This is a genomic window from Winogradskyella sp. (assembly GCF_045105575.1).
In the GTDB taxonomy this organism is placed as follows: Bacteria; Bacteroidota; Bacteroidia; order Flavobacteriales; family Flavobacteriaceae; genus Winogradskyella.
This window is the reverse complement of sequence record NZ_JBGCDQ010000073.1, coordinates 1-20232: the sequence shown is the minus strand read 5'-3', so window position 1 is coordinate 20232 and position 20232 is coordinate 1. Positions and strand designations below refer to the sequence as shown.

Annotated in this window: 13 protein-coding genes; 7 read left to right on the top strand and 6 right to left on the bottom strand. The window is 34.8% G+C overall.

Annotation, left to right across the window (positions count from 1 at the left end; all coding sequences use genetic code 11):
- A partial coding sequence (locus AB8B52_RS14825) for a hypothetical protein (RefSeq protein ID WP_406029474.1) occupies window positions 1-3285 on the bottom strand: 3285 nt, incomplete at its 3' end.
- Window positions 3286-3364: 79 nt separating this feature from the next.
- Here AB8B52_RS14825 and pbpC point away from each other — a divergent pair.
- Window positions 3365-5716 (top strand): penicillin-binding protein 1C, encoded by a 2352-nt coding sequence (gene pbpC, locus AB8B52_RS14820; protein ID WP_406029473.1) that lies wholly within the window; start codon window positions 3365-3367, stop codon window positions 5714-5716.
- Window positions 5717-5731: 15 nt separating this feature from the next.
- On the opposite strand, the gene AB8B52_RS14815 is transcribed toward pbpC, so the two are convergent.
- Window positions 5732-7711, bottom strand: coding sequence for a gliding motility-associated C-terminal domain-containing protein (locus AB8B52_RS14815; protein WP_406029472.1), 1980 nt, complete (start codon window positions 7709-7711; stop codon window positions 5732-5734).
- A gap of 230 nt (window positions 7712-7941) precedes the next feature.
- Between AB8B52_RS14815 and AB8B52_RS14810 the strand changes: the two genes are divergently transcribed.
- Window positions 7942-8367 carry a hypothetical protein gene (locus AB8B52_RS14810; RefSeq protein WP_406029471.1) on the top strand — a complete coding sequence of 142 codons (426 nt, stop codon included), beginning with the start codon at window positions 7942-7944 and terminating at the stop codon, window positions 8365-8367.
- 74 nt (window positions 8368-8441) lie between these two features.
- Here the strand turns inward: AB8B52_RS14810 and AB8B52_RS14805 are convergent, their stop codons facing one another.
- Window positions 8442-9518 (bottom strand): endonuclease/exonuclease/phosphatase family protein, encoded by a 1077-nt coding sequence (locus AB8B52_RS14805; protein WP_406029470.1) that lies wholly within the window; start codon window positions 9516-9518, stop codon window positions 8442-8444.
- A 235-nt stretch (window positions 9519-9753) separates the two neighbouring features.
- Between AB8B52_RS14805 and AB8B52_RS14800 the strand changes: the two genes are divergently transcribed.
- From AB8B52_RS14800 to AB8B52_RS14790, 3 genes are all read left to right on the top strand, one after another.
- Window positions 9754-12621, top strand: a complete 2868-nt coding sequence (locus tag AB8B52_RS14800) for a carboxypeptidase regulatory-like domain-containing protein (protein ID WP_406029469.1) — start codon at window positions 9754-9756, stop codon at window positions 12619-12621.
- Between the two features lie 34 nt (window positions 12622-12655).
- Window positions 12656-14092 (top strand): DUF5689 domain-containing protein, encoded by a 1437-nt coding sequence (locus AB8B52_RS14795; RefSeq protein WP_406029468.1) that lies wholly within the window; start codon window positions 12656-12658, stop codon window positions 14090-14092.
- A 109-nt stretch (window positions 14093-14201) separates the two neighbouring features.
- Entirely contained in the window at window positions 14202-14561 is a 360-nt protein-coding gene (locus AB8B52_RS14790) for a hypothetical protein (protein WP_406029467.1), read from the top strand.
- Between the two features lie 161 nt (window positions 14562-14722).
- Here AB8B52_RS14790 and AB8B52_RS14785 read toward each other — a convergent pair whose 3' ends face one another.
- Window positions 14723-15238 (bottom strand): cation transporter, encoded by a 516-nt coding sequence (locus tag AB8B52_RS14785; RefSeq protein ID WP_406029466.1) that lies wholly within the window; start codon window positions 15236-15238, stop codon window positions 14723-14725.
- 96 nt (window positions 15239-15334) lie between these two features.
- On the opposite strand from AB8B52_RS14785, the gene AB8B52_RS14780 reads away from it, so the two are divergent.
- Entirely contained in the window at window positions 15335-16213 is an 879-nt protein-coding gene (locus tag AB8B52_RS14780) for a DMT family transporter (RefSeq protein ID WP_406029465.1), read from the top strand.
- Window positions 16214-16264: 51 nt separating this feature from the next.
- Here AB8B52_RS14780 and AB8B52_RS14775 read toward each other — a convergent pair whose 3' ends face one another.
- Entirely contained in the window at window positions 16265-18319 is a 2055-nt protein-coding gene (locus AB8B52_RS14775) for a M16 family metallopeptidase (RefSeq protein WP_406029464.1), read from the bottom strand.
- A 19-nt stretch (window positions 18320-18338) separates the two neighbouring features.
- Window positions 18339-19658 (bottom strand): M16 family metallopeptidase, encoded by a 1320-nt coding sequence (locus tag AB8B52_RS14770; RefSeq protein ID WP_406029463.1) that lies wholly within the window; start codon window positions 19656-19658, stop codon window positions 18339-18341.
- 299 nt (window positions 19659-19957) lie between these two features.
- Between AB8B52_RS14770 and rplU the strand changes: the two genes are divergently transcribed.
- On the top strand, window positions 19958-20232 hold a 275-nt coding region (gene rplU / locus AB8B52_RS14765), incomplete at its 3' end, for a 50S ribosomal protein L21 (RefSeq protein WP_406029462.1).

The following is a 20232-nucleotide window of genomic DNA, read 5'->3' as shown; positions in this document are numbered from 1 at the left end:
GATTTGTGGGTTGCTTATGTTGGTGTATAGTAATGGTAAAGCGTTGGTCTGTGTTTCCGCTTCTGCTATGGTTTCGTAGTAACTTACTGTGTAGTTGGGATTGTTGCCTGTGATCTCTGTGGTCTTTAGGCTTAAGTCGATCTGAGTAATATTATCTTCTATCTCGTCATCACAGACTTCCAATGCTGTGGGAACAACTATGATTGGTGGCAAATTGACTCTAACTTCAAGCGTTGTTTCAATAACACATCCTTGTCCAGCATCTGGTGTAAACGTGTAAACAGTAGTACTTGTATCATCGATAGCAGGATTCCAACTTCCTGTAATTCCATTATTCGATATCACAGGTAAAGGAGCCAAGATATCACCGATACATATGGCGTCAACAGTATCAAAAAGTGGTGTTATAAGAGGAATTACAATAATTTCGAGTGTGACCGTAGTTGCTGCTTGTCCAGTATCTGGTGTAAACGTATAGATTGTCGTTGCCGTATTATCTATAGCAGGACTCCAAGTTCCCGTAATTCCATTATTCGATGTCGTTGGCAGTGGTAACAGGTCATCACCACTACAAATTGGGTCTACAGGATCGAAAACAGGTGTTTCAAGAAAAAAATCTCTATAATCGAAATCAGTGGTTAAAGGAATTGCATTACTACCATTATCTAATGTATCATCATCAGTATCAAGTAATATAAAATTTATTCCATCAAATGCTAAACCATTAACATCTGTATAATCATCTGTAGCTTCAACCGTTACATCATTATCTAATCCATTAACACCTCTAACACCAGAAAGTGTATAGCCAGATTCAATAGCATCTAATAAAGTATCATTATCACTATCGGCATCTAAAAAATCTACGTCATCCGCACCATCTGTATTGACAGGACTTAAACCAATTCCTGTATGTGTATAGTTTCCAATGGCGTTAGACCCAACACCTGCCTGAGAAGCATCGTAACGATCATCTAATCCGTCTATATTGGCATCTTCAAAACCAAAATTTGGAGCTCCACTGGGTGAGATATAGTTTGCAGTGCTTTGTGCTTCAATATTGTCTGGGATTCCGTCGTTATCACTGTCCAGATCTTTATGGTGAAACATAGAGTCTATTACATCTGTTTCAGTCACGTATTTAATAGCATCAAGAGAAGCAAAGTCTCCATTATCAGAAGCATTTTTTTCTAGGACAACCGTTAGTTTTGTAAAACTTACATCAGAGGTTAAACCAAAAAATACTTCAACACTATGCCCAATAATAACGGAGGTATTATTTGTGCCATCCGTTAAAGTTTCTGCGTCTGCAATATTAAAACCCGCACTGGTATTCGTAAATGTGGTAATATTAATATCATCAAGCAAAATAGAGGTTGTATAATTTGCACTATTATCAGAATCGTAAAAATCAATTAATTCAAATCCAGCAGCACGTACAGGATTATCAAAACTAATATCGAAAGTTGCTATTGACCCTTCAAAATCAACCTCAAAATTTAAAGCATTACCTGAAGCATTATCTATACCACTAACTTGATTCGTAGTTAAAGTTATCGGCTCATTTTCAGTGCTAGATGCAATAATATTGAGCCCAGTACTCGTGAAATTTGGCTCAATTCCAGCAAAATCATTAGCATCTATAATTTGTACTGCACCTGAGTTTAATAAAGCATTTTGCCATGATAATGACGCTAAACCCGAATTATTAGAAACACTATTAATATGGAACGACGTTCCTAAAGCGACAACTTCCCAATCTTCTATTCCTTTATATGACGAGTCCATGGTATCTAAAATACCATCATTATCATCATCTAAATCACAATAATCAAAAACACCGTCACCATCCGTATCAACAGTAGCGACTTCAATAATTAAGTTTACAGTGGCCGCACATTGATTAGCATCAGGTGTAAAAGTATAAGTAGTCGTTATTGTGTTATTTAATGAAGGACTCCAGCTTCCTGTAATTCCGTTATTTGAGGTGGTCGGTAATGGTGCTAAATTATCACCTTGACAGATTGAATTTACCTCATCGAAAATTGGTGTAATAAGACTCGTCGGTTCTGTAGCACTTACCGCAACACGAGAAGCGGACACGCATCCTGTTGACGTATTAACGGCTTCTGCATAAAATGTACCTGTGGTGGTGGTTACGTATGCTTCAGAATCAAATTGTAATAAATTGCCACCAATTGGCGCATCATACCAATTTACGGTTATTCCGGTCGTAGATGCTACAGATAATAGCGCTTGGTTCGTATTACAATCAATAGAAACATCTCCATTGCTGGAAGGTGGATTTGGACTTATATTAACAATAATTTGATAGACATCAGAAAATGTAAGACAATCTGAATTGTTTAAATTAGCAGCAAATTCAGCTACTTTTGTTCTATAATATGTAGTGGCGTTAACACCTGTAATTGTAATTGAAGCATTTGTTTCGCCAGTAACGTCAGACCAATTTATGCCATCTGAACTGACCTGCCATTGATAAAAATGATTATTAAATACTGTAAAATTTGGAATTGCAGTAAGGGTATCCGAATAAGGTGTTTCAGAACTACATAGCGCTACTAAACTATCGTTATTACTGTCTTCAACATCAATTAAGTCACCACAACTTTTAAATAGAATATCGTCAATAGCTAAGTCATTACCACAGCCTCCAGCACCATTGTTTATCATTTTCAATATTATTGATGTTTGTCCAGGTAAAGACTGAAACACCAATGCATATTGATTCCAGTTAGGGAAGTTAGTGCTCACAATATTCCCTGTATTTCCTGAAGCTAACAAGTTTGTATCCGTATTGTCCCATATTTCGAAGCTTACATTTATCGGAATTACGCCAGCACCACAAAACCCATTTAATGGAGAGAGATTAATTAACCATGAAGAAAATTCGTATGTTGTGTTTTCACACAAACCAGTAATATTAGTTCTAAAGAATTCACCTGGAGTTGCTTGAGAGTTTACAACTAGCATTCTGCCATTAGTATCTCCTTCAGTGTGATCATCTACATCTAACCAATCAAAATAATTAGTATTGCTCGTAACGGTATAAAGACCATCGTTTGGATCAGACCCATTGGCATAGGTATAAGTCGTAGTGCCAGTAGGCAATGGAATATCTTGGACGCCTGCACCGAATGTTTCTGTAAAAATAGGATCTCCAGAATTTCCTTGACAGAACCCTAATTGCGCTTCAACCTCAATTGAAAACAGAGAAATTAAAAGTATTATCAGTATTTTATGATCTAAAAATGTATTTCGCACGTTTAAATATATAGATAAGTTTGTGAAATCATTTTGTCTTTTCGATGAAAAGGTGTCAAATATAGTTTTTGTATAGTGTATGTATAGGTTAATTAGATATTTAAAGCGGAATAGAATAAAATCAGTCGTGATTTTAATTTTATTAATCGCCTATTATTTTTGTTTACCAAAGCAACTTTTTAAAGACCCAACAGCCACAGTAATTACAAGTAATTCCAATGAATTATTGGGAGCACTTATTGCCGATGATGGACAATGGAGGTTTCCAGCAAATGATAGCATTCCAGATAAATTTAAAACTTGTATCCTTCAGTTTGAAGACGATTATTTTTACAGCCATCCTGGCTTTAATCCTGTTTCAATTTTTAAAGCTCTAAAAAGCAACATAAGTTCTGGAAGTGTAAAACGAGGAGGGAGCACTATTACACAACAAGTGATTCGTTTATCTCGAAAAGGCCAATCACGCACTTATGTCGAAAAATTAAAAGAACTGATTTTGGCAACCCGACTTGAGTTCAGGATGTCAAAAGATGACATTCTAAATCTCTATGCAAGTCATGCTCCATTTGGTGGAAATGTAGTTGGAATCGATGCTGCATCTTGGAGGTATTATAATAGAAATGCCTCCGATTTATCTTGGGCAGAAAGTGCAACACTCGCAGTTTTACCAAATGCACCAAGTTTAATCTATCCTGGAAAAAATCAACAACGCTTATTCGATAAACGCAATCGCCTATTAAAAAAACTATTCGATAATGGAACGCTTGATGAATTAACCTATCAATTAGCCATTGCCGAAGGTTTACCTCAAAAACCTTATCCACTGCCTCAAGTTGCGCCACATTTGCTTCAAAAAGTAGCTAAAAATCATAAAGGAGAACGGATAAAAACAACCCTTAACGTTGCGCTACAAGAACAAACAAATGCGATTGTAAAACAACATTATAATGTATTAAAGCAGAATGAGATTTATAACATTTCAGTTTTAGTTTTAGATGTAAATACACGCCAAGTCCTTACGTATATTGGCAATTCGCCAACCGATAATAAACATCAAAAAAGTGTTGATATCATTGATAAACCAAGAAGCACAGGCAGTATTCTTAAACCTTTTTTATATGCTGCTATGCTCGATGCTGGCGATTTGTTACCACATACTTTAGTCGCAGATATCCCAACACAATTTGGAAGCTACCAACCTGAAAATTTTAATAATACTTACGACGGAGCGGTATTTGCCAATGAGGCTTTATCGCGCTCATTGAATGTGCCTGCCGTGCGTATGCTTCAAGATTTTGGTCTCGATCGGTTTTATCATTACTTAGAGCAGCTCAAATTGAAAGATTTAAAGTACAATGCAAACCATTACGGCTTGTCATTAATTTTAGGAGGAGCAGAAAGTAACCTTTGGGATTTGTGTAAAAGTTATGCCGCTATGGCTTCCACTTTAAATCATTTTAATGCGAATTCGAGTCAGTATTTTACAAACGAACTCTTACAACCTATTTATAAGACTGATACTTCTGTTGATTTCGGAACACTATCTGATGAAAAAACAGTTTTTGATGCAGCCTCTATCTATCTCACGTTTGAAAGCATGAAACAAGTGAACCGACCCGAAGGCGATGACAGTTGGGAATATTACGATTCTTCAAAAGAAATTGCATGGAAAACCGGAACGAGTTTTGGGTTTAGAGATGCTTGGGCCATTGGGACTACCAAAGACTATGTGGTTGGTGTTTGGGTTGGTAATGCAGATGGTGAAGGCCGACCTGGTTTGGTTGGTGTGCAAACTGCAGGACCTATTTTATTTGATGTTTTTGATTTACTACCAAAAAGTGATTGGTTTAGGCAACCTTTTGATGAAATGCTAGAGGTTACTATCTGTAAAAAAAGTGGTTATAGAGCGTCTTCAATTTGTGATGCTACTGAACGAAGATACATTCAAACTAGTGGACAAAAAACAGAACCTTGTCCATTTCATCAATTAGTGCATGTGGATGTTTCTGAACGTTTTCAGGTAAATTCTTCGTGTGAAGCTATTTCAAACATTAAAAACAAACCGTGGTTTATTCTGCCACCTTTACAAGCGTATTATTTCAAAACTAAAAATCCATTTTATCAAACCGTACCGCCTTACCGTTTAGATTGTGCTGAAGCTAACCGAATTTCTATGGAGTTCATTTATCCCAAAGAACAGAGCACCATTTTTCTGCCAAAAGATTTTGATGGTAATACCAATGATTTAATTTTAAAAGTAGCCCACTCAAAACCAGAATTAGAACTCTATTGGTACTTAGACCATACCTTTATTGGAAGCACAAAAGACATTCATGATATGGCTGTGTTACCCACTTCTGGAGACCATATTATAACCGTTATGGATGAATTAGGAAATGAATTAAAACATACCATTAGGATTTCCGAATAAAAAAACGCCATAATGCTATCGGTTGAGATACACCCAACTGGCACGAGTTTTTGAACCCCCTTCGTAAACCATAGTATAAAAATAAGATCCAACAGGAAGTTCTTCTCCATCGTTCGTTTGGCCTTCCCATTCGTTACTATAATCATTTTTAGAATAGACCAAAGTACCATATCTGTTATAGATTTCGAGTTTTGTTACTGCGAAATTACTGAGATCGAAATTATCATTTAAACCTGGCGATACACCTGGAGATATACCTTGAGGTATGATACAATTTTCTAATCCTATGGTGCCTGAAACACTAACAGCTGTCCTAGTCGCTGACGTACAACCTGTAATAGCATCAACCGCTTCTGCATAATAGGTATCTTGATTGTTTACAACGTAACTAGCGCTGTTTTCAAGCAATAAAACACCTTCGGTTTCTGCATCGTACCAATTTACAGTTGTACCTGTAGACGAACTCACAGAGAGCAAAGCCTCACCTGTAGCGCAATCTAAACCAACATCTCCATCGCTGATTGGAGCTTCTGGTTCAAAAATGATCGCACTTACTGCTACTCTGGAATTTGAAATACAGCCTGTGCTATTATCGACTGCTTCCGCATAAAAAGTACCTTCGGAAGTCGCTACATAATTAAGACTATTACTTAAAAGTAAATTTCCTACTGAAGCGGCATCGTACCAATTCACAGTAACATCTGATGCTACAGACACAGACAAAGTTGCTTCGTTGGTATTACAATTAAAATCCACGTCACCAGCATTAATTGGTGCTGCTGGAAAAACTGGAATTACACTTATGGCAGTTCGTGTTGTGGAAACACAACCTGTACTATTATTAACAGCTTCAGCATAGAAGATTCCTACAGATGTTGCCGTATACGCTAGTGAATTTGCTTGTAGAAGTGCACCTCCTGACAAGGCATCGTACCAATTAACTGAAATACCAGATGGCACAGTCACCGACAATACTGCTTCATTTAAATTACAATTAAAAGGCACATCACCAGTATTTGTTGGTGCGTTTGGATTTGGATTCACATTAATTTCAAAAACATCAGACAATAAGAGGCACTGGTCGTTGCTTAAATTAATCGCAACCTCAGCTATTTTAGACCTATAAAATGTTGAAGTGGTCGCAGAAACTGCAATGGTTTGGTTGGTTTCACCAGAAATATCTGTCCAGTTAATGCCATCTGTACTTTCTTGCCATTGATAAAAATGAGAACTAAAAACAGCAAAATCGGGAGTGGCAGTTAGGGTTGTTGAAAATGGTATTTCGCTAGTACAAATGGCAACAGACGTATTGTTTTCGTCATCAGTAACGGTAACAGTATCACCACAAGACTTAAATTCAATATCGTCAATAGCTAAATCATTACCGCAACCGCCTTGTCCATTATTAATAATTTTTAAGATCACTGCATCTTGATTTGCTAAAGTTTGAAACACCAAACCATATTCGCCCCAAGTTGGCTCCACAGAACCAAAAACATCTCCTGTATCTCCACTTGCTAACAAATTAGTATCTGTACTATCCCAAATTTGAAAACTTACATTTAAAGGAATCTCTATGCCTTGATTTGAACAAAAGCCAGGTATTTCTAATAAATTAATTAACCATGCTGAAAACTCGTAAGTTGTGGTTTCACATAATCCTGAAACAGTTGTTCTAAAAAACTCACCCGCGGAAAAACCAGCATTTACGATAAGAAATCTTCCATCAGTATCATTAGGTGTATGGTCCTCAACTTCGTGCCAATCAAAAGGATTTCCAAAAGATCCATTAGAAACGGTATAAAAACCATCGTCGGGAAAGGTATTGACAAAGTTATACGTGGTGGTACCATTAGGTAAAATGACATTGCCATTTCCTGTTCCAAAGTCTTCAACAAAAATAGGATCTCCAGAATTACCTGAACAAAATCCAAGTTGTGCATTAGCTATAAAAGATGAAAAAACGATAAAAATTAAAAGAAAATTCTGCTTCATAGTTATACATTTTGAAAGATGCAATTAAATCCAAGTAAAATTATTACAATTAAGTTTGAAAGTAGAAATTATTCACGCAAACGTTTTCGTTACGTATTATTACAACTTTCGACGTTAAACAAAATATACGGTAATTATAGGCTTAAGTATTCCTAAAATATTAAGTACCCATAATGTTTTGTATAAAGTTCTAATCCGTATTTTTGCAAGCGATAAATACACTTTTAGTTATGGAAATTCTACAATTTATACATTCAAAATGGGCATACTTAGTTTTATTAGTATTGGTACTTGCCACATTTAATGCGCTTTTTAAATTTTTTAGTGATAAAGAATTTGCCCCTCAAGATTTTAGAATTTCTTTATTTACACTAATTACAATGCACATTCAATTGTTAATTGGTATTGTGCTTTACTTCACTAAAGGCTATTTTGATGAAAACACAATGAGTGAAGTAATGAAAAACGACAGTTTAAGAAAACTAGCCGTAGAACATCCAACTACAATGATAATAGCTGTTGCTCTGGTAACCATTGGGTATTCTAAACATAAAAAGAAATTAGTGTCTAAACCAAAATTTAAAATGTTAGCTATTTTTTATAGTATCGCTTTAGCCCTGGTATTGTATATGATTCCTTGGAATCTTTGGTTTTAAATAACAAACATTTCTAACATAAAAAAAGCGTCTAGAATTAACTTCTCGACGCTTTTTTCCGTTAAATAATAAATTTATTTTTTTGACTTCACATCCTTCGTCACTTCTCTTATGAGATAGACATAAACAGGAAAGTGATCACTAAAACCGCCAGTAAATCCTCCATCCGCAAAACTTCTAAATGGATAACCTTTATATCGGCCACGTTTATTAAACATATAGGCTGGATTATAGATACCTGCCTTCCAAAATCTAAACGACGAATAGTCCTCTTCTAATAAGGGTTGTGATATTATAATTTGATCGAACAAACTCAATGCATCTCTATAAGCAGTTGTTCCCCAGCCCTTGTCCGTAAACATCTTCTCGTAAGGGTTATAAAGCCCTTTTAAACCCACATCTTTTGCTTCTTTCTCAGCTTTTAAAACCTTCTTTACACTTTCGTTGGTCGGATCATCATTTAAATCTCCCATAGTGAAAATCTTTGCGTAAGGATCTATTGATTGTATGCTGTCTATAATACGCTTATTCAATTTTGCAGCTCCAACTCTTTTAGATCTACTTCTGGCTTCACCACCACTTCGAGATGGCCAGTGATTTACTAAAATATGAATGATATCACCCTCAAGTTCACCTTTTACTAGCAACTGATCTCTTGTATAAACACGTTTTCTAGTCACATCATCGTAAATTAGTAATTCGTGAGAACTAGAGCTTATAGGTCTAAACAATGCTTTTTGAAATAACAAGGCGACATCAATACTTCTTTTGTCTGGGCCATCAAAATGAATAATACCATAATCTTTAGCTAATAATAATGGGTCGTTAACCAAATCTTCTAAAACATCTCTATTTTCAATTTCACATACACCAATGACTGCAGGTGAATTATTGGCTTTATCAGCGCCTATATTTGCAACGACACGTGCCATATTTTTAATCTTCTTTTTATAGACTTCGGAACGATTTGCATTCATTTCCATAATCGGACTTGCTTCGTCGTATTTTAATGGATCATTTATCGTATCAAATAAATTCTCTAAGTTGTAGAAGGCAACTGTATGTATCTCAAACCGTTTGTCTTTTTGAGCCGAAACATTAGATACACAGAATAACGTTAATAGAATAAGAAGTGATTTTAATAATTTCATTTGTTGAATTTTATTATTTTTTAAGGTTATGCGCACAAATCTATTTCAGCTAAAAACAAAAACAGTCCAAAGCTTATGATATTTATAAAGATATTTAATGTGCCAATATTATGTTAATGTTATATCTAAATCAAAATGTTTGCCAAAAGTATGTAATTATTAGAAAAAATGTACATTTGTGCGTTCTAAATACTATTTATTTAGAATACTAACAATCAATATTTAGAATTTAAGCATGAAAAAAAGTTTATTACTCTTTCTGTTTACAATCGCTTTTTCTTTGACAAGTTTTGCTCAAAGAACTCTAATTAAGGGTAGCGTTTTAGACGGAATCACAGGAGAACCGATTCCTGATGTAACTATTATCATTGAAGAAACCGGACAATCTACAAAAACAGATGCTAAAGGTGAGTTTAGTTTTACTTCAAACGTTCCATTAGGCGAACAAGTTTTAAAAGTAGAAAAAGTGGAATACGCTACCAAACGTTATCCCATTATCGTTAACGAAGGTCAAACTGTTGATATCAGTGGTATGACCCTTGATTTTGATTCGAGCGATAAAAAAGACATGTTTGTTATTTCAATTTCAGATGATAATTTAAATAGTGAAGATGACGGTTTAACAGATAATATCTCAGGCTTATTGCAAGCCTCTAGAGATGTATTTTTAAGTGCTGCTGCTTTTGATTTTAGTGCTACATTTTTTAGACCTAGAGGTTTAGATAATGCTAATGGTAAAGTACTCATCAACGGTGTAGAGATGAACAAACAGTTTAATGGTAGACCACAATGGGCTAATTGGGGAGGTGTAAACGATTTACAGCGTAATCAAGAATTTACGATGGGTATGTCTGCAAACGACTACACCTTTGGTGATTTAGCAGGTACTAATAATATTGTTATGCGCGCTTCTAAGTACAGAGAAGGTGGTCGTATTTCTTACGCATCTGCAAACAGAAGTTATGCAGGTAGAGTAATGGCTAGTTATAGTTCTGGATTATTAGAAGGTGGTTGGTCTTATGCAATTTTAGGCTCTAGACGTTATGGAGATCAAGGGTTTGTAGATGGCACTTTATATGATGCCAACTCATTTTTTGTAGCCGTAGAAAAGCGTATTAACGAAAAACACAGTTTAAATTTTACAAGTATTTATGCACAGAACAGACGTGGTCGTTCTACAGCAATTACACAAGAAGTTTTTAACCTCAAAGGCAGGAAGTACAATCCTTTTTGGGGAATACAAGATGGAGAACAACGCAACTCAAGAATGCGCGATACTGAAGAACCTATTTTAATGTTAAACCATTATTGGGACATTTCATCTAAAGTAAAATTAAATACCAACGTCGCTTACCAATTTGGTGAAATTGCCAATAGCAGAGTGGATAATAATGGTAAAAGAGCCATAGAACAAAACGGTCAAACTATTTTTGTTGGTGGAGCTCGAAACCCTGATCCTATGTATTACCAAACCTTACCAAGTTTCTTTTTACAAGACGATAACCCAACTGCCTCAGATTACCAACAAGCCTTTTTAGCAGAACGCGAATTCAAAAATGATGGGCAGTGGGACTGGAACACTTTATACGAAGGAAATAACCTAAACGGTTACAATGTATATGTATTACAAGAAGATGTGGTTGAAGATAAGCAATGGACGTTCAATTCTATTTTAGATGCTGAATTAAATGAAAATATCCGTATAAATGCCGCAGTTAATTACAGGATATTAAATAATCAAAATTATGCACGTATTGAAGATTTGCTTGGAGGCTCAGGCTTTTTAGATATTGATGCATTTAATGAAGATGCTCAGCAGGCTGGTGCAAACGCAACAGCTCAAAGTAATATAAGAAACCCGAACAGAGTTGTAACCGAAGGGGAGCGTTTTAGATACAACTTTGATATTGATGCTAATGTGGCTAGTGCATTTACCCAAGCTCAATTTAGGTATAATAAAATCGATTTCTATCTTGGAGGAAATATCTCTTCAACAAACTATCAAAGAAATGGAAAGTACGAAAATGGTTATTTTCCAGGTGAAGGAGAAACGGGTTCTTTTGGAAAAAGCGAAAAACTAGAGTTTATAAATTTTGGAGCAAAAGCAGGATTTACTTATAAAGTTACTGGAAAGCACTTAATTGATGTTAACGGAAGTTATTTTACAAAAGCACCAACTATAAGAAGCTCTTTTGCTAACGCACGTCAAAACAACCAAACCGTTAGAGGTCTAGAAAGTGAAACCATTCAATCTGTTGATGCCAGTTATATATTTAGATCACCAACAGTAAAGGCGAGATTAACTGGTTTCTATTCAAACTTTCAGGACGGATCTAATATTGGCTTTTTCTTTACTGAAGGTGCAGCATCTTTAGTACAAGAAATTCAAACCGATATAGACAGAAGACATAGAGGTGTAGAGTTTGGTGTTGAAGTACAAATAACACCAACTATTAAATTAAAGAGTGCCGGCTCAATAGGTGATTTTATCTTTACAAATAATCCTAATCTTTATTATTCAGGTAATAGATTTAGCTCTTTAACTTACGGTGAGGGTAAAACCAATCTAGAAAATTTACATGTTGCCAGTGGACCAGAGCGCGCTTTGCAATTTGGATTTGAATATAGAGATCCTAAATTCTGGAATATTGGTGTAACCAGTAATTTCTTTTCAAATGCTTATGTTAATCCTAGTGCATTAAGACGGTCGGAGGCTTTTGCTATTGATCCTGCATTTACGGATCCTGATGAATTATTTTTAGACCCTAGTGCTTCATACAACGTTAGTGGTAACCGTTTTAACGATTATGACGAAGATGTAGCGCGCAGCTTACTAAAACAAGAACAGTTTGAGGATTATATGCTAGTTAATATTGTAGGTGGAAAATCTTGGCGTGTAGATGATTACTTCATTGGCTTCTTTGCTACTATAAATAATGTGTTTAACCAAGACTATAGAACTGGTGGATTTGAGCAATCTAGAGCCATTGACTACAGAAGTCAAATAGAAGAACAAGGAAATGAAAATGGTCCTCTATTTGGAAATCGCTATTTCTTCGGAAATGGGACGACATATTACGTAAATGTTTACGTAAGATTTTAATAAAATTGATAGAATAAATTAAAAATTATAAAAAATGAAAACTTTAAAAAACAATAAATTAATTCTTCTATTTGTTGGGCTATTAATCTTCAATAGCTGCGTACAAGATGATGATTTTACCATACCTAACACCAGTGCTGTTGAGCCTGTATTTGAGGACGATGATTTAATTTTTACAATGAGCTCTATTGCAGGCGAAGTTTCCCAAGCACAGGGTTCGGCAATTCTTGACTATGAAGATGATGAAACTATTTTTACCTACTCTGGAGAAGACGATGCACCTAATATTTTTGTTAGTGGCTATGTTGTGTCGTCAGACGAAGGTGGAAATTATTTTGAAGAATTAATCATTCAAGATTTAGCAGAAAACCCAACAGTTGGTATACGCTTACGTTTAGATGTTAATCCTCTATTTGTAAGGTATGAAGTAGGTAGAAAAGTCTTTATCAACTTAAAAGGTTTATCTGCTGGTATTTCTAATGGAGTTTTAACCGTGGGTGAAATTGATGGTGACAGAATTGGTCAAATTCCTGCATCAGATGAATTAAAAGTGATTACAAGGTCTACTGAAGTAGCAACCATTGTTCCCTTACCTTTAGCTTTAGAAGACTTTACTGAAGATAAAACAAATTTAATGATAGAAATAAGCGATGTTCAGTTTAAAAAAAGTGAAGCACTTGGTGTAGTTGATGTCAATGGTGGTCGTCCGTTAACTTACTCAGCAGAACCAGGAGAAAGTTTCGATGCTGAACGTACTTTAGAAAGTTGTACTTCTAGCCAAACACGTTTATTTGCAACGAGTACATTTGCAGATTTTAAAGGCTTATTTTTACCGCCTGGAAGAGGTTCTATGGTTGCTGTATTACAACGTACGTTTTTTGGTGATGACTATTACATTAGTGTTAATTCTCCCGAAGATATCAATTTTGATAGTGACGATCGTTGCGACCCTATTGATATTAGTAATTTTACGGTTGTATTTGAAGAAGATTTTAGCAACGGCTTAAATGGTTGGGATGTCATCAATACAGTAGGCACAAGATCTTGGACCACTGGTGATTTCAATAATGAATTTTATGTTCGTGGTTCAGCATTTAGTAGTGGCTCAATTGTAAACATGGTAAGTTGGTTAATTTCACCATCTATTGATTTTGATGCACAACCAGACGAACAGATGGTATTAGAAATTGCAGATGCTTTTAGCAATGGACAACCACTTACTGCTTTTTATTCTAATGATTATGTAGCTGGCAGTGATCCATCTACCGCAACTTGGATTGAAATAGGTGCTGATGAAATAGCAGCTCTCCCAACCAATACTGGTTTCTTTAATAACGAATATGATGCTACAAATTTAATAGATCTTTCAGCCGTTACTGGTAATGCTGTACTAGCTTTCGTTTATGATAGTAATAATGCTACTATTTCGTCTACAATAGATTTAAGTGATGTAAAAATAGTAACACCTTAATAAAGTGTTTTACATCATTATTATGTTTAAAACCAGTTCTTTTAGAGCTGGTTTTTTGCTTTAATTTAAAGCTAGTTAACAACACTAATTATACCATTCCTATTTCATTATGTTAGATCGCTATTATATCACAGTCTTCAACCACTACAAAAAAACTTTAGGTAAACGCAGCTTAGCTATCGCCTTAGTATATATTAACTTCCTAGAGGTTTCATTTGTACTTGCTTTAGCGACCTTTTTTATGGCTTTTGCCAAACAGATGAAAATGGATCTCATGTCAGCCACCAAATTTTGGGTGTTGATGGTTTTAATACTCTTATTTATAATAGCTAAAAACTGGATGCGGTATAATGGGAAAAAGCGCATTATTCTCAATGCAAAATTAAAGCGCACTGATATTTCCATTTATTTATTGTGGCTTTTACCTGTAGGTTGCTTTCTTATTGCCTTTATATTGCTTCGAGTGTAGTTAGATTGTTTGCGCTATAATTTTAGTACGTGTGACAATTGTTTTATTCGTGCTAAATAATTAGATCGTTTTTAATGACACTGCTATATAATTTAATCATAAGACATAAAAAAAACGCTATCCCTTAAGAATAGCGTTTTTCAATAGTATGTTACAATAATTTACTTTGCTTTTTTGGCTGTACTACAGCATTCCTTTTTGCAATCGGCTTTACAAGCTTTATTCTCAGTTTCAGACTTGTTGGCACAACATTCTTTTTTACAATCTGCTTTACATGCCTTTTCACTTGCACCGAAGCTATCTACTTTGTGCATGTCTTTAACTTTGTATATATCTGCAACTTTCGTTACGGTATTTTCTAATGACTCTGGTGTTACCTTTGCTTCATCATATTCTACCATAGCTAAACGCTTATCAAAATCAACTTTTGCTGATTTTACCCCTTCCATTTTAGCCATTTTGTTTTCAATTGCTTTAGCACAACCCATAGCACAGGTCATTCCATCAATACCAAATTCTACTTTAGCATAAGTTGCATTTGGATCTAATGTTGCAGAAACGTCTTTTTTAGAGACTTCTACTTCAACAGTTTTTACTTCTGGTTGTGTTTCACTTTTACAAGATGTAAGCACTAATGCCATAACTGCAACGATACTTAAGGTCTTTAATGTCTTCATAAATTAAAACTATTATAATTTGGATAAATCTAAGACATATTAGCGTTTCTTGCGAAAGAATTAACGAATTTTGTGATTCATTTGCACTGATTTTGTATGAAAACACCTAACATTAAATGGATTTACCTTTTAATTCTTTCTTTAATCTGGGGAAGTTCATTTATTTTAATTAAAAAATCGCTTTTAGGACTTACCGCTTATCAACTTGGTGCGCTTAGAACTATTCTAACAGGTATCATTCTTTTAACTTTTGGTTTTCATAAATTAAAAACCGTTGAGACATCTAAATGGAAATGGCTCTTAATTTCAGGACTTTTAGGATCCTTTATTCCATCCTTCTTTTTTGCCATTGCTGAAACTGAAATTGATAGTGCTGTTGCTTCTATTTTAAATTCATTAGTACCTCTAAACACCATTTTATTAGGTTTTGCCGTATTCAAAATTACTTCCACAAAACGCCAAGTTTTAGGTGTTATTATCGGTTTTATTGGTACAGCTCTATTAATTTTAAAAGGTGCTGAGCTCAACCCAAATCAAAACTACCTGTATGCTGGTTTTGTTATTGCGTCTACGGTAATGTATGCTGCCAATGTAAATATTGTAAAACGCTATCTACAAGATGTAAAACCATTAGCCATCGCTGCTGGTAATTATATTTTTATTGTCATTCCGGCAGTAATTATATTGTTTTTTAGCGATTTTTTTACGGCTGAAACTTTCAATAATCCAAATATTATCAATGCACTTATCTATGTAACGATTCTATCTGTTTTTGGCACAGCCATCGCTAAAGTTGTATTTTTTAAACTCGTACAACTTTCCACACCTGTTTTTGCATCGTCAGTAACGTATATTATGCCGCTTGTTGCCTTAGGTTGGGGTTTACTAGATGGTGAAGCCTTTAGTATTGTGCAAATTTTTGCTGCGCTCTTAATATTGGTTGGTGTTTATCTTGCCAATAAACGTAAAGCATAAAAAAAACCGAAGCTTGCGCTCCGGTTTTTTAAAGTATTTTATAACCTGTTCTTAATTAAAATCGGCATCTGTAACACCTTCATTAATTTTAACTTCTTTTAATTTGAAAACAACCGACTGTCCCATCATTTGAGAGTCTCTTGTTTCAGGAAATTTAAATCCGTTATAATCCTTATAATCTTTTAAAATCGCTTCTTGACTTTGTGTTTGGCCTTGCATAGAGGTTGTTTGCACTTCCTTTACTTTAAGACCTGATTCAACATCATAATAAAGCATGAACGATACCACTTCACCTGGTACTTTTACAACATAAGCGTCTTTACCTTCAACCTGCTCAATCGCTGAGATCGTTACTGCATCTGAATTAACTAAATTCATTTCCATAAACAGACCACCATTTGCCTTCATATCGTTAGTCATATTTTCTGGTAAAGGTTGACCGTTAGCTGTTGCACCTTCTTGTGTCATAACCATACCCATCACTTTATTTCCACCCATATAAATGTTTTGAGCAGTTTTACCGTCTAAACGCTTTTCCTCAGTAACAACAGCTCCCATAGGTGTTGTTGCTTCATATTGCGTCATTACAGATTTCAAATCGCTATTAGCATTTACACCAACAGCACTTAAGTATTTATTCAAAACCGTTTTTACAGTAACTCCTTCTGGTAATTTTATTTCAAATTTTGGCTTCTCCGTTGGATTAGCAAACTTATCGAAATACATAATTGGAATCCCTGTTTTCTCTAAATTCTCTAAAACTTCAGCACCATTACCGACCACTACAATTCTTAAATTTTCTGCCTTAAAATATTTTTTAGCTACACGCTGAATATCTTCTACAGACACATCATTTATTTTTTGTAAATAAGTGGTGTAAAAATCCGCAGGTAAACCATTTGTTTTAATGTTTAAAGCATAATTGGCTATAGTTTGTGGACGCTCTAAGGCCATTACAAAGTTTCCAACATATTTTGCTTTAGAATCTTTTAAAAGTTGAGGATCTACTGGTTCTGTTCTAATTCTGTTGATTTCTTTTAATGCTTCTACAACCGCACTATCTGTAACGGCATTTCTTACTTTAGCTGTTGCAGTAAATCGAGACGCTCCATATCTATCAGTACCTAAACGAGAATAAGCTCCATAGGTATACCCTTTATCTTCACGAAGATTTTTAAATAAATACCCTTCACCTCCACCACCTAAGATGTTGTTAGTAATTAAAGCTGCATGGTAATCTGGATCACTCATCTTTAACTCCACGTTATTAGTAATTGTGAGGTTAGATTGCGTAGCATCTGGTACATCTACAAAATTAATTTGCGTGTACTGCACATTTGGACTTGGCTTTGGTACTGTAGAATTTACATCTACAGATTTAGACCAATCATTAAAATATTTCTTAATTTGCTTTTTAACATCTTTATATTCAACATCACCTATAACAACTAAATAAGCATTGTTTGGGTTGAAGTATTTTTGATAAAACGCTAAAGCATCACCAAAAGAAACATTGTTAATGGTTTCTTCTGTTACAAATTCTCCATAAGGATGTTTTGTACCATAAGACAATGCCGAACCTACTCTACCAGCAATAGCATCTGCACTTTTTTCATCTGCTTTTAAACCTTCGAGTAATTTTGTTTTTTCACTTTCAAATTCTTCTTCAGTTAATAAAGGATTAATAGCTGCATCAGCTAATAATTGTAATATTCTATCAGAATACTTTGTTAATGAACTTGCAAAACCTCCACTAAAACCGAAGTTTAAACTCGCACCTAAGAAATCTATTTCTTCATTAAAAGCGTCTTTAGAAATGGTTGTTGTGCCATTACCTAGCATGCTTCCAATTAAACTTTCTACACCAGCTTTATCACCTGTAGCAATAGGTTGGTTATCGATTCTTAAAGAATAAGATACTCTTGGTAACTTATGGTTTTCTACAACCAAAACTTTTAGACCGTTTTTTAATTCGAACTCCTGAGGTTCGTCGATTGAAATTTGTGGTTCCGGACCAGCAACTGGTGGCTGAGATCTATCTATTTGTGCGTTTGCACTAATAGTCATTATAAATAATGCGAAAAACGCTACTATCTTCGTGTTCATGTTAACTACTGTTTTCATATTATTGATCTTCTTTTATTGGTAGATATTGAATTTCTACACGTTGGTTAGGACTTAAATATTTTTTAGCCACTTCCTGAATTTCCTCTCTTGTTATAGACCTGTATGTTTCTAACTGATTGTTGATGATATTGACATCACCATATAATAAATAGTACGTTGCTAAAGAACTTGCAATACCAGCAACACTAGAGTTAGAGCTTACAAAATTATTTTCGAACTGATTTAAAAGCTTTTGGTAATCGCGCTCACTAATTAATTCGTTTTGCATTTTAACAATCTCTTCATCCATTTCTGCTAATAAAGTTTCTAAGCTAACTTCACCTAATGGCAAAGCAAATAATGCAAAAATGTTATAGTCTACTTGTCCTAAATTAACAGCTTGTACTGTTAAGGCTTGTTTTTGATCGTCTATTAACTTCTTATAAAGTACAGAACTTTTACCACCACTTAAATAGGTAGAAATCATATCTAACACATAAGCTTCTCTTGTGGATTGGCCTGGTAATCTGTAAGCTGCGATAATTGCAGGAATTTGAATATTCTTATCGTAAGCCGTTGCTTTTTTAGTTTCGGTAATAGGAGTTTCTTTCGGAAAGTTACGTACAACTTCTGGTCCTTTTTTAACCGCACTAAAATAATCTTTTACGAGTGCTTTTGTCTTCGCATAGTCGATATCTCCGGCAACCACTAATACAGCGTTGTTTGGCACGTAATATTTATCGAAGTAAGCATTGAACTCTTCTAAAGTTGCAGCATCTAAATGCTCCAATTTACCAATATTTTCATCTTTATAAGGGTGCACCTCAAAAAGATTTTCACCTATCGTCTTTAGTAAACCTCCATAAGGTCTGTTGTCATAACTCTGACGCTTCTCCTCTTTAACAACTTCATTTTGTGTATCTACACCAACTTGGTCGATAACTGGATGTAACATACGCTCAGACTCTAACCATAATCCTAATTCTAATTTATTAGAAGGAAAGATTTCGTAGTAGTACGTTCTGTCTTGTGATGTGTTGGCGTTAAACGTACCTCCGTTAGCAGGGATAATTTTCATGAATTCGCCACGACCAATATTCTCTGAACCTTCAAATAACAAATGTTCAAAAAAGTGTGCAAAACCTGTGCGTTCTCTATCTCCATCTTTTCCACCAACGTCGTACATTACAGACGTAATGACAACAGGAGCCGTGTTATCTTGGTGCATTATAACGTGTAGTCCGTTATCTAAAGTAAATTGCTCAAATTCAACTTTTTGTGCTATTGCCTGATGGCTAATAAACAACAAAGAAGCCAAAGCCAGTACATAGTTTTTCATTGTAGTTTTGTTTAAAATTAAATTGTTTTATGTGTTTGTCTTCGCTCAACGTGGATTGTTACACGAGTTGCGACAAAAATAACGAATGATTTATCTTTTTAACATAATAAAATGTGAAAACTCTGTGAATACGTTCTACTTATTTTCGTGCTATCGTTAAAACCGCTCATTAATAACGTAAAACAGCCTTCATAAAGCCTTAAAACGTTTGCTTATTAAGAATTTAGAACTATATTTGCATCCGCTTTCTGAGAAGAAAGCTATTTATTTATAAACAAATTAATAAAAACGTTTACGCTATGTACGCAATTGTAGAGATAGCAGGGCATCAATTTAAAGTTGAAAAAGACCAAAGAGTTTTTGTTAACCGTTTAGCAGTAGAAGAAGGTAAGAAAGTAGATTTCGATAACGTTCTTTTAATTGGTGATGGTAGCAATGTAACTTTAGGCGCCCCAGCTATAGACGGAGCACAAGTCAGTGCAAAAGTCTTGAAGCACCTTAAAGGTGACAAAGTAATAGTTTTCAAAAAGAAAAGACGTAAAGGTTACCGTGTTAAAAATGGACACAGACAATC

Coding starts and splice junctions, on each gene's coding strand:
- AB8B52_RS14775 (WP_406029464.1), bottom strand. CDS start 18,319: ATGAACACGAAGATAGTAGCGTTTTTCGCATTATTTATAATGACTATT.
- pbpC (WP_406029473.1), top strand. CDS start 3,365: ATGTATAGGTTAATTAGATATTTAAAGCGGAATAGAATAAAATCAGTC.
- AB8B52_RS14805 (WP_406029470.1), bottom strand. CDS start 9,518: ATGAAATTATTAAAATCACTTCTTATTCTATTAACGTTATTCTGTGTA.
- AB8B52_RS14785 (WP_406029466.1), bottom strand. CDS start 15,238: ATGAAGACATTAAAGACCTTAAGTATCGTTGCAGTTATGGCATTAGTG.
- AB8B52_RS14810 (WP_406029471.1), top strand. CDS start 7,942: ATGGAAATTCTACAATTTATACATTCAAAATGGGCATACTTAGTTTTA.
- AB8B52_RS14795 (WP_406029468.1), top strand. CDS start 12,656: ATGAAAACTTTAAAAAACAATAAATTAATTCTTCTATTTGTTGGGCTA.
- AB8B52_RS14815 (WP_406029472.1), bottom strand. CDS start 7,711: ATGAAGCAGAATTTTCTTTTAATTTTTATCGTTTTTTCATCTTTTATA.
- AB8B52_RS14780 (WP_406029465.1), top strand. CDS start 15,335: ATGAAAACACCTAACATTAAATGGATTTACCTTTTAATTCTTTCTTTA.
- AB8B52_RS14790 (WP_406029467.1), top strand. CDS start 14,202: ATGTTAGATCGCTATTATATCACAGTCTTCAACCACTACAAAAAAACT.
- AB8B52_RS14800 (WP_406029469.1), top strand. CDS start 9,754: ATGAAAAAAAGTTTATTACTCTTTCTGTTTACAATCGCTTTTTCTTTG.
- AB8B52_RS14770 (WP_406029463.1), bottom strand. CDS start 19,658: ATGAAAAACTATGTACTGGCTTTGGCTTCTTTGTTGTTTATTAGCCAT.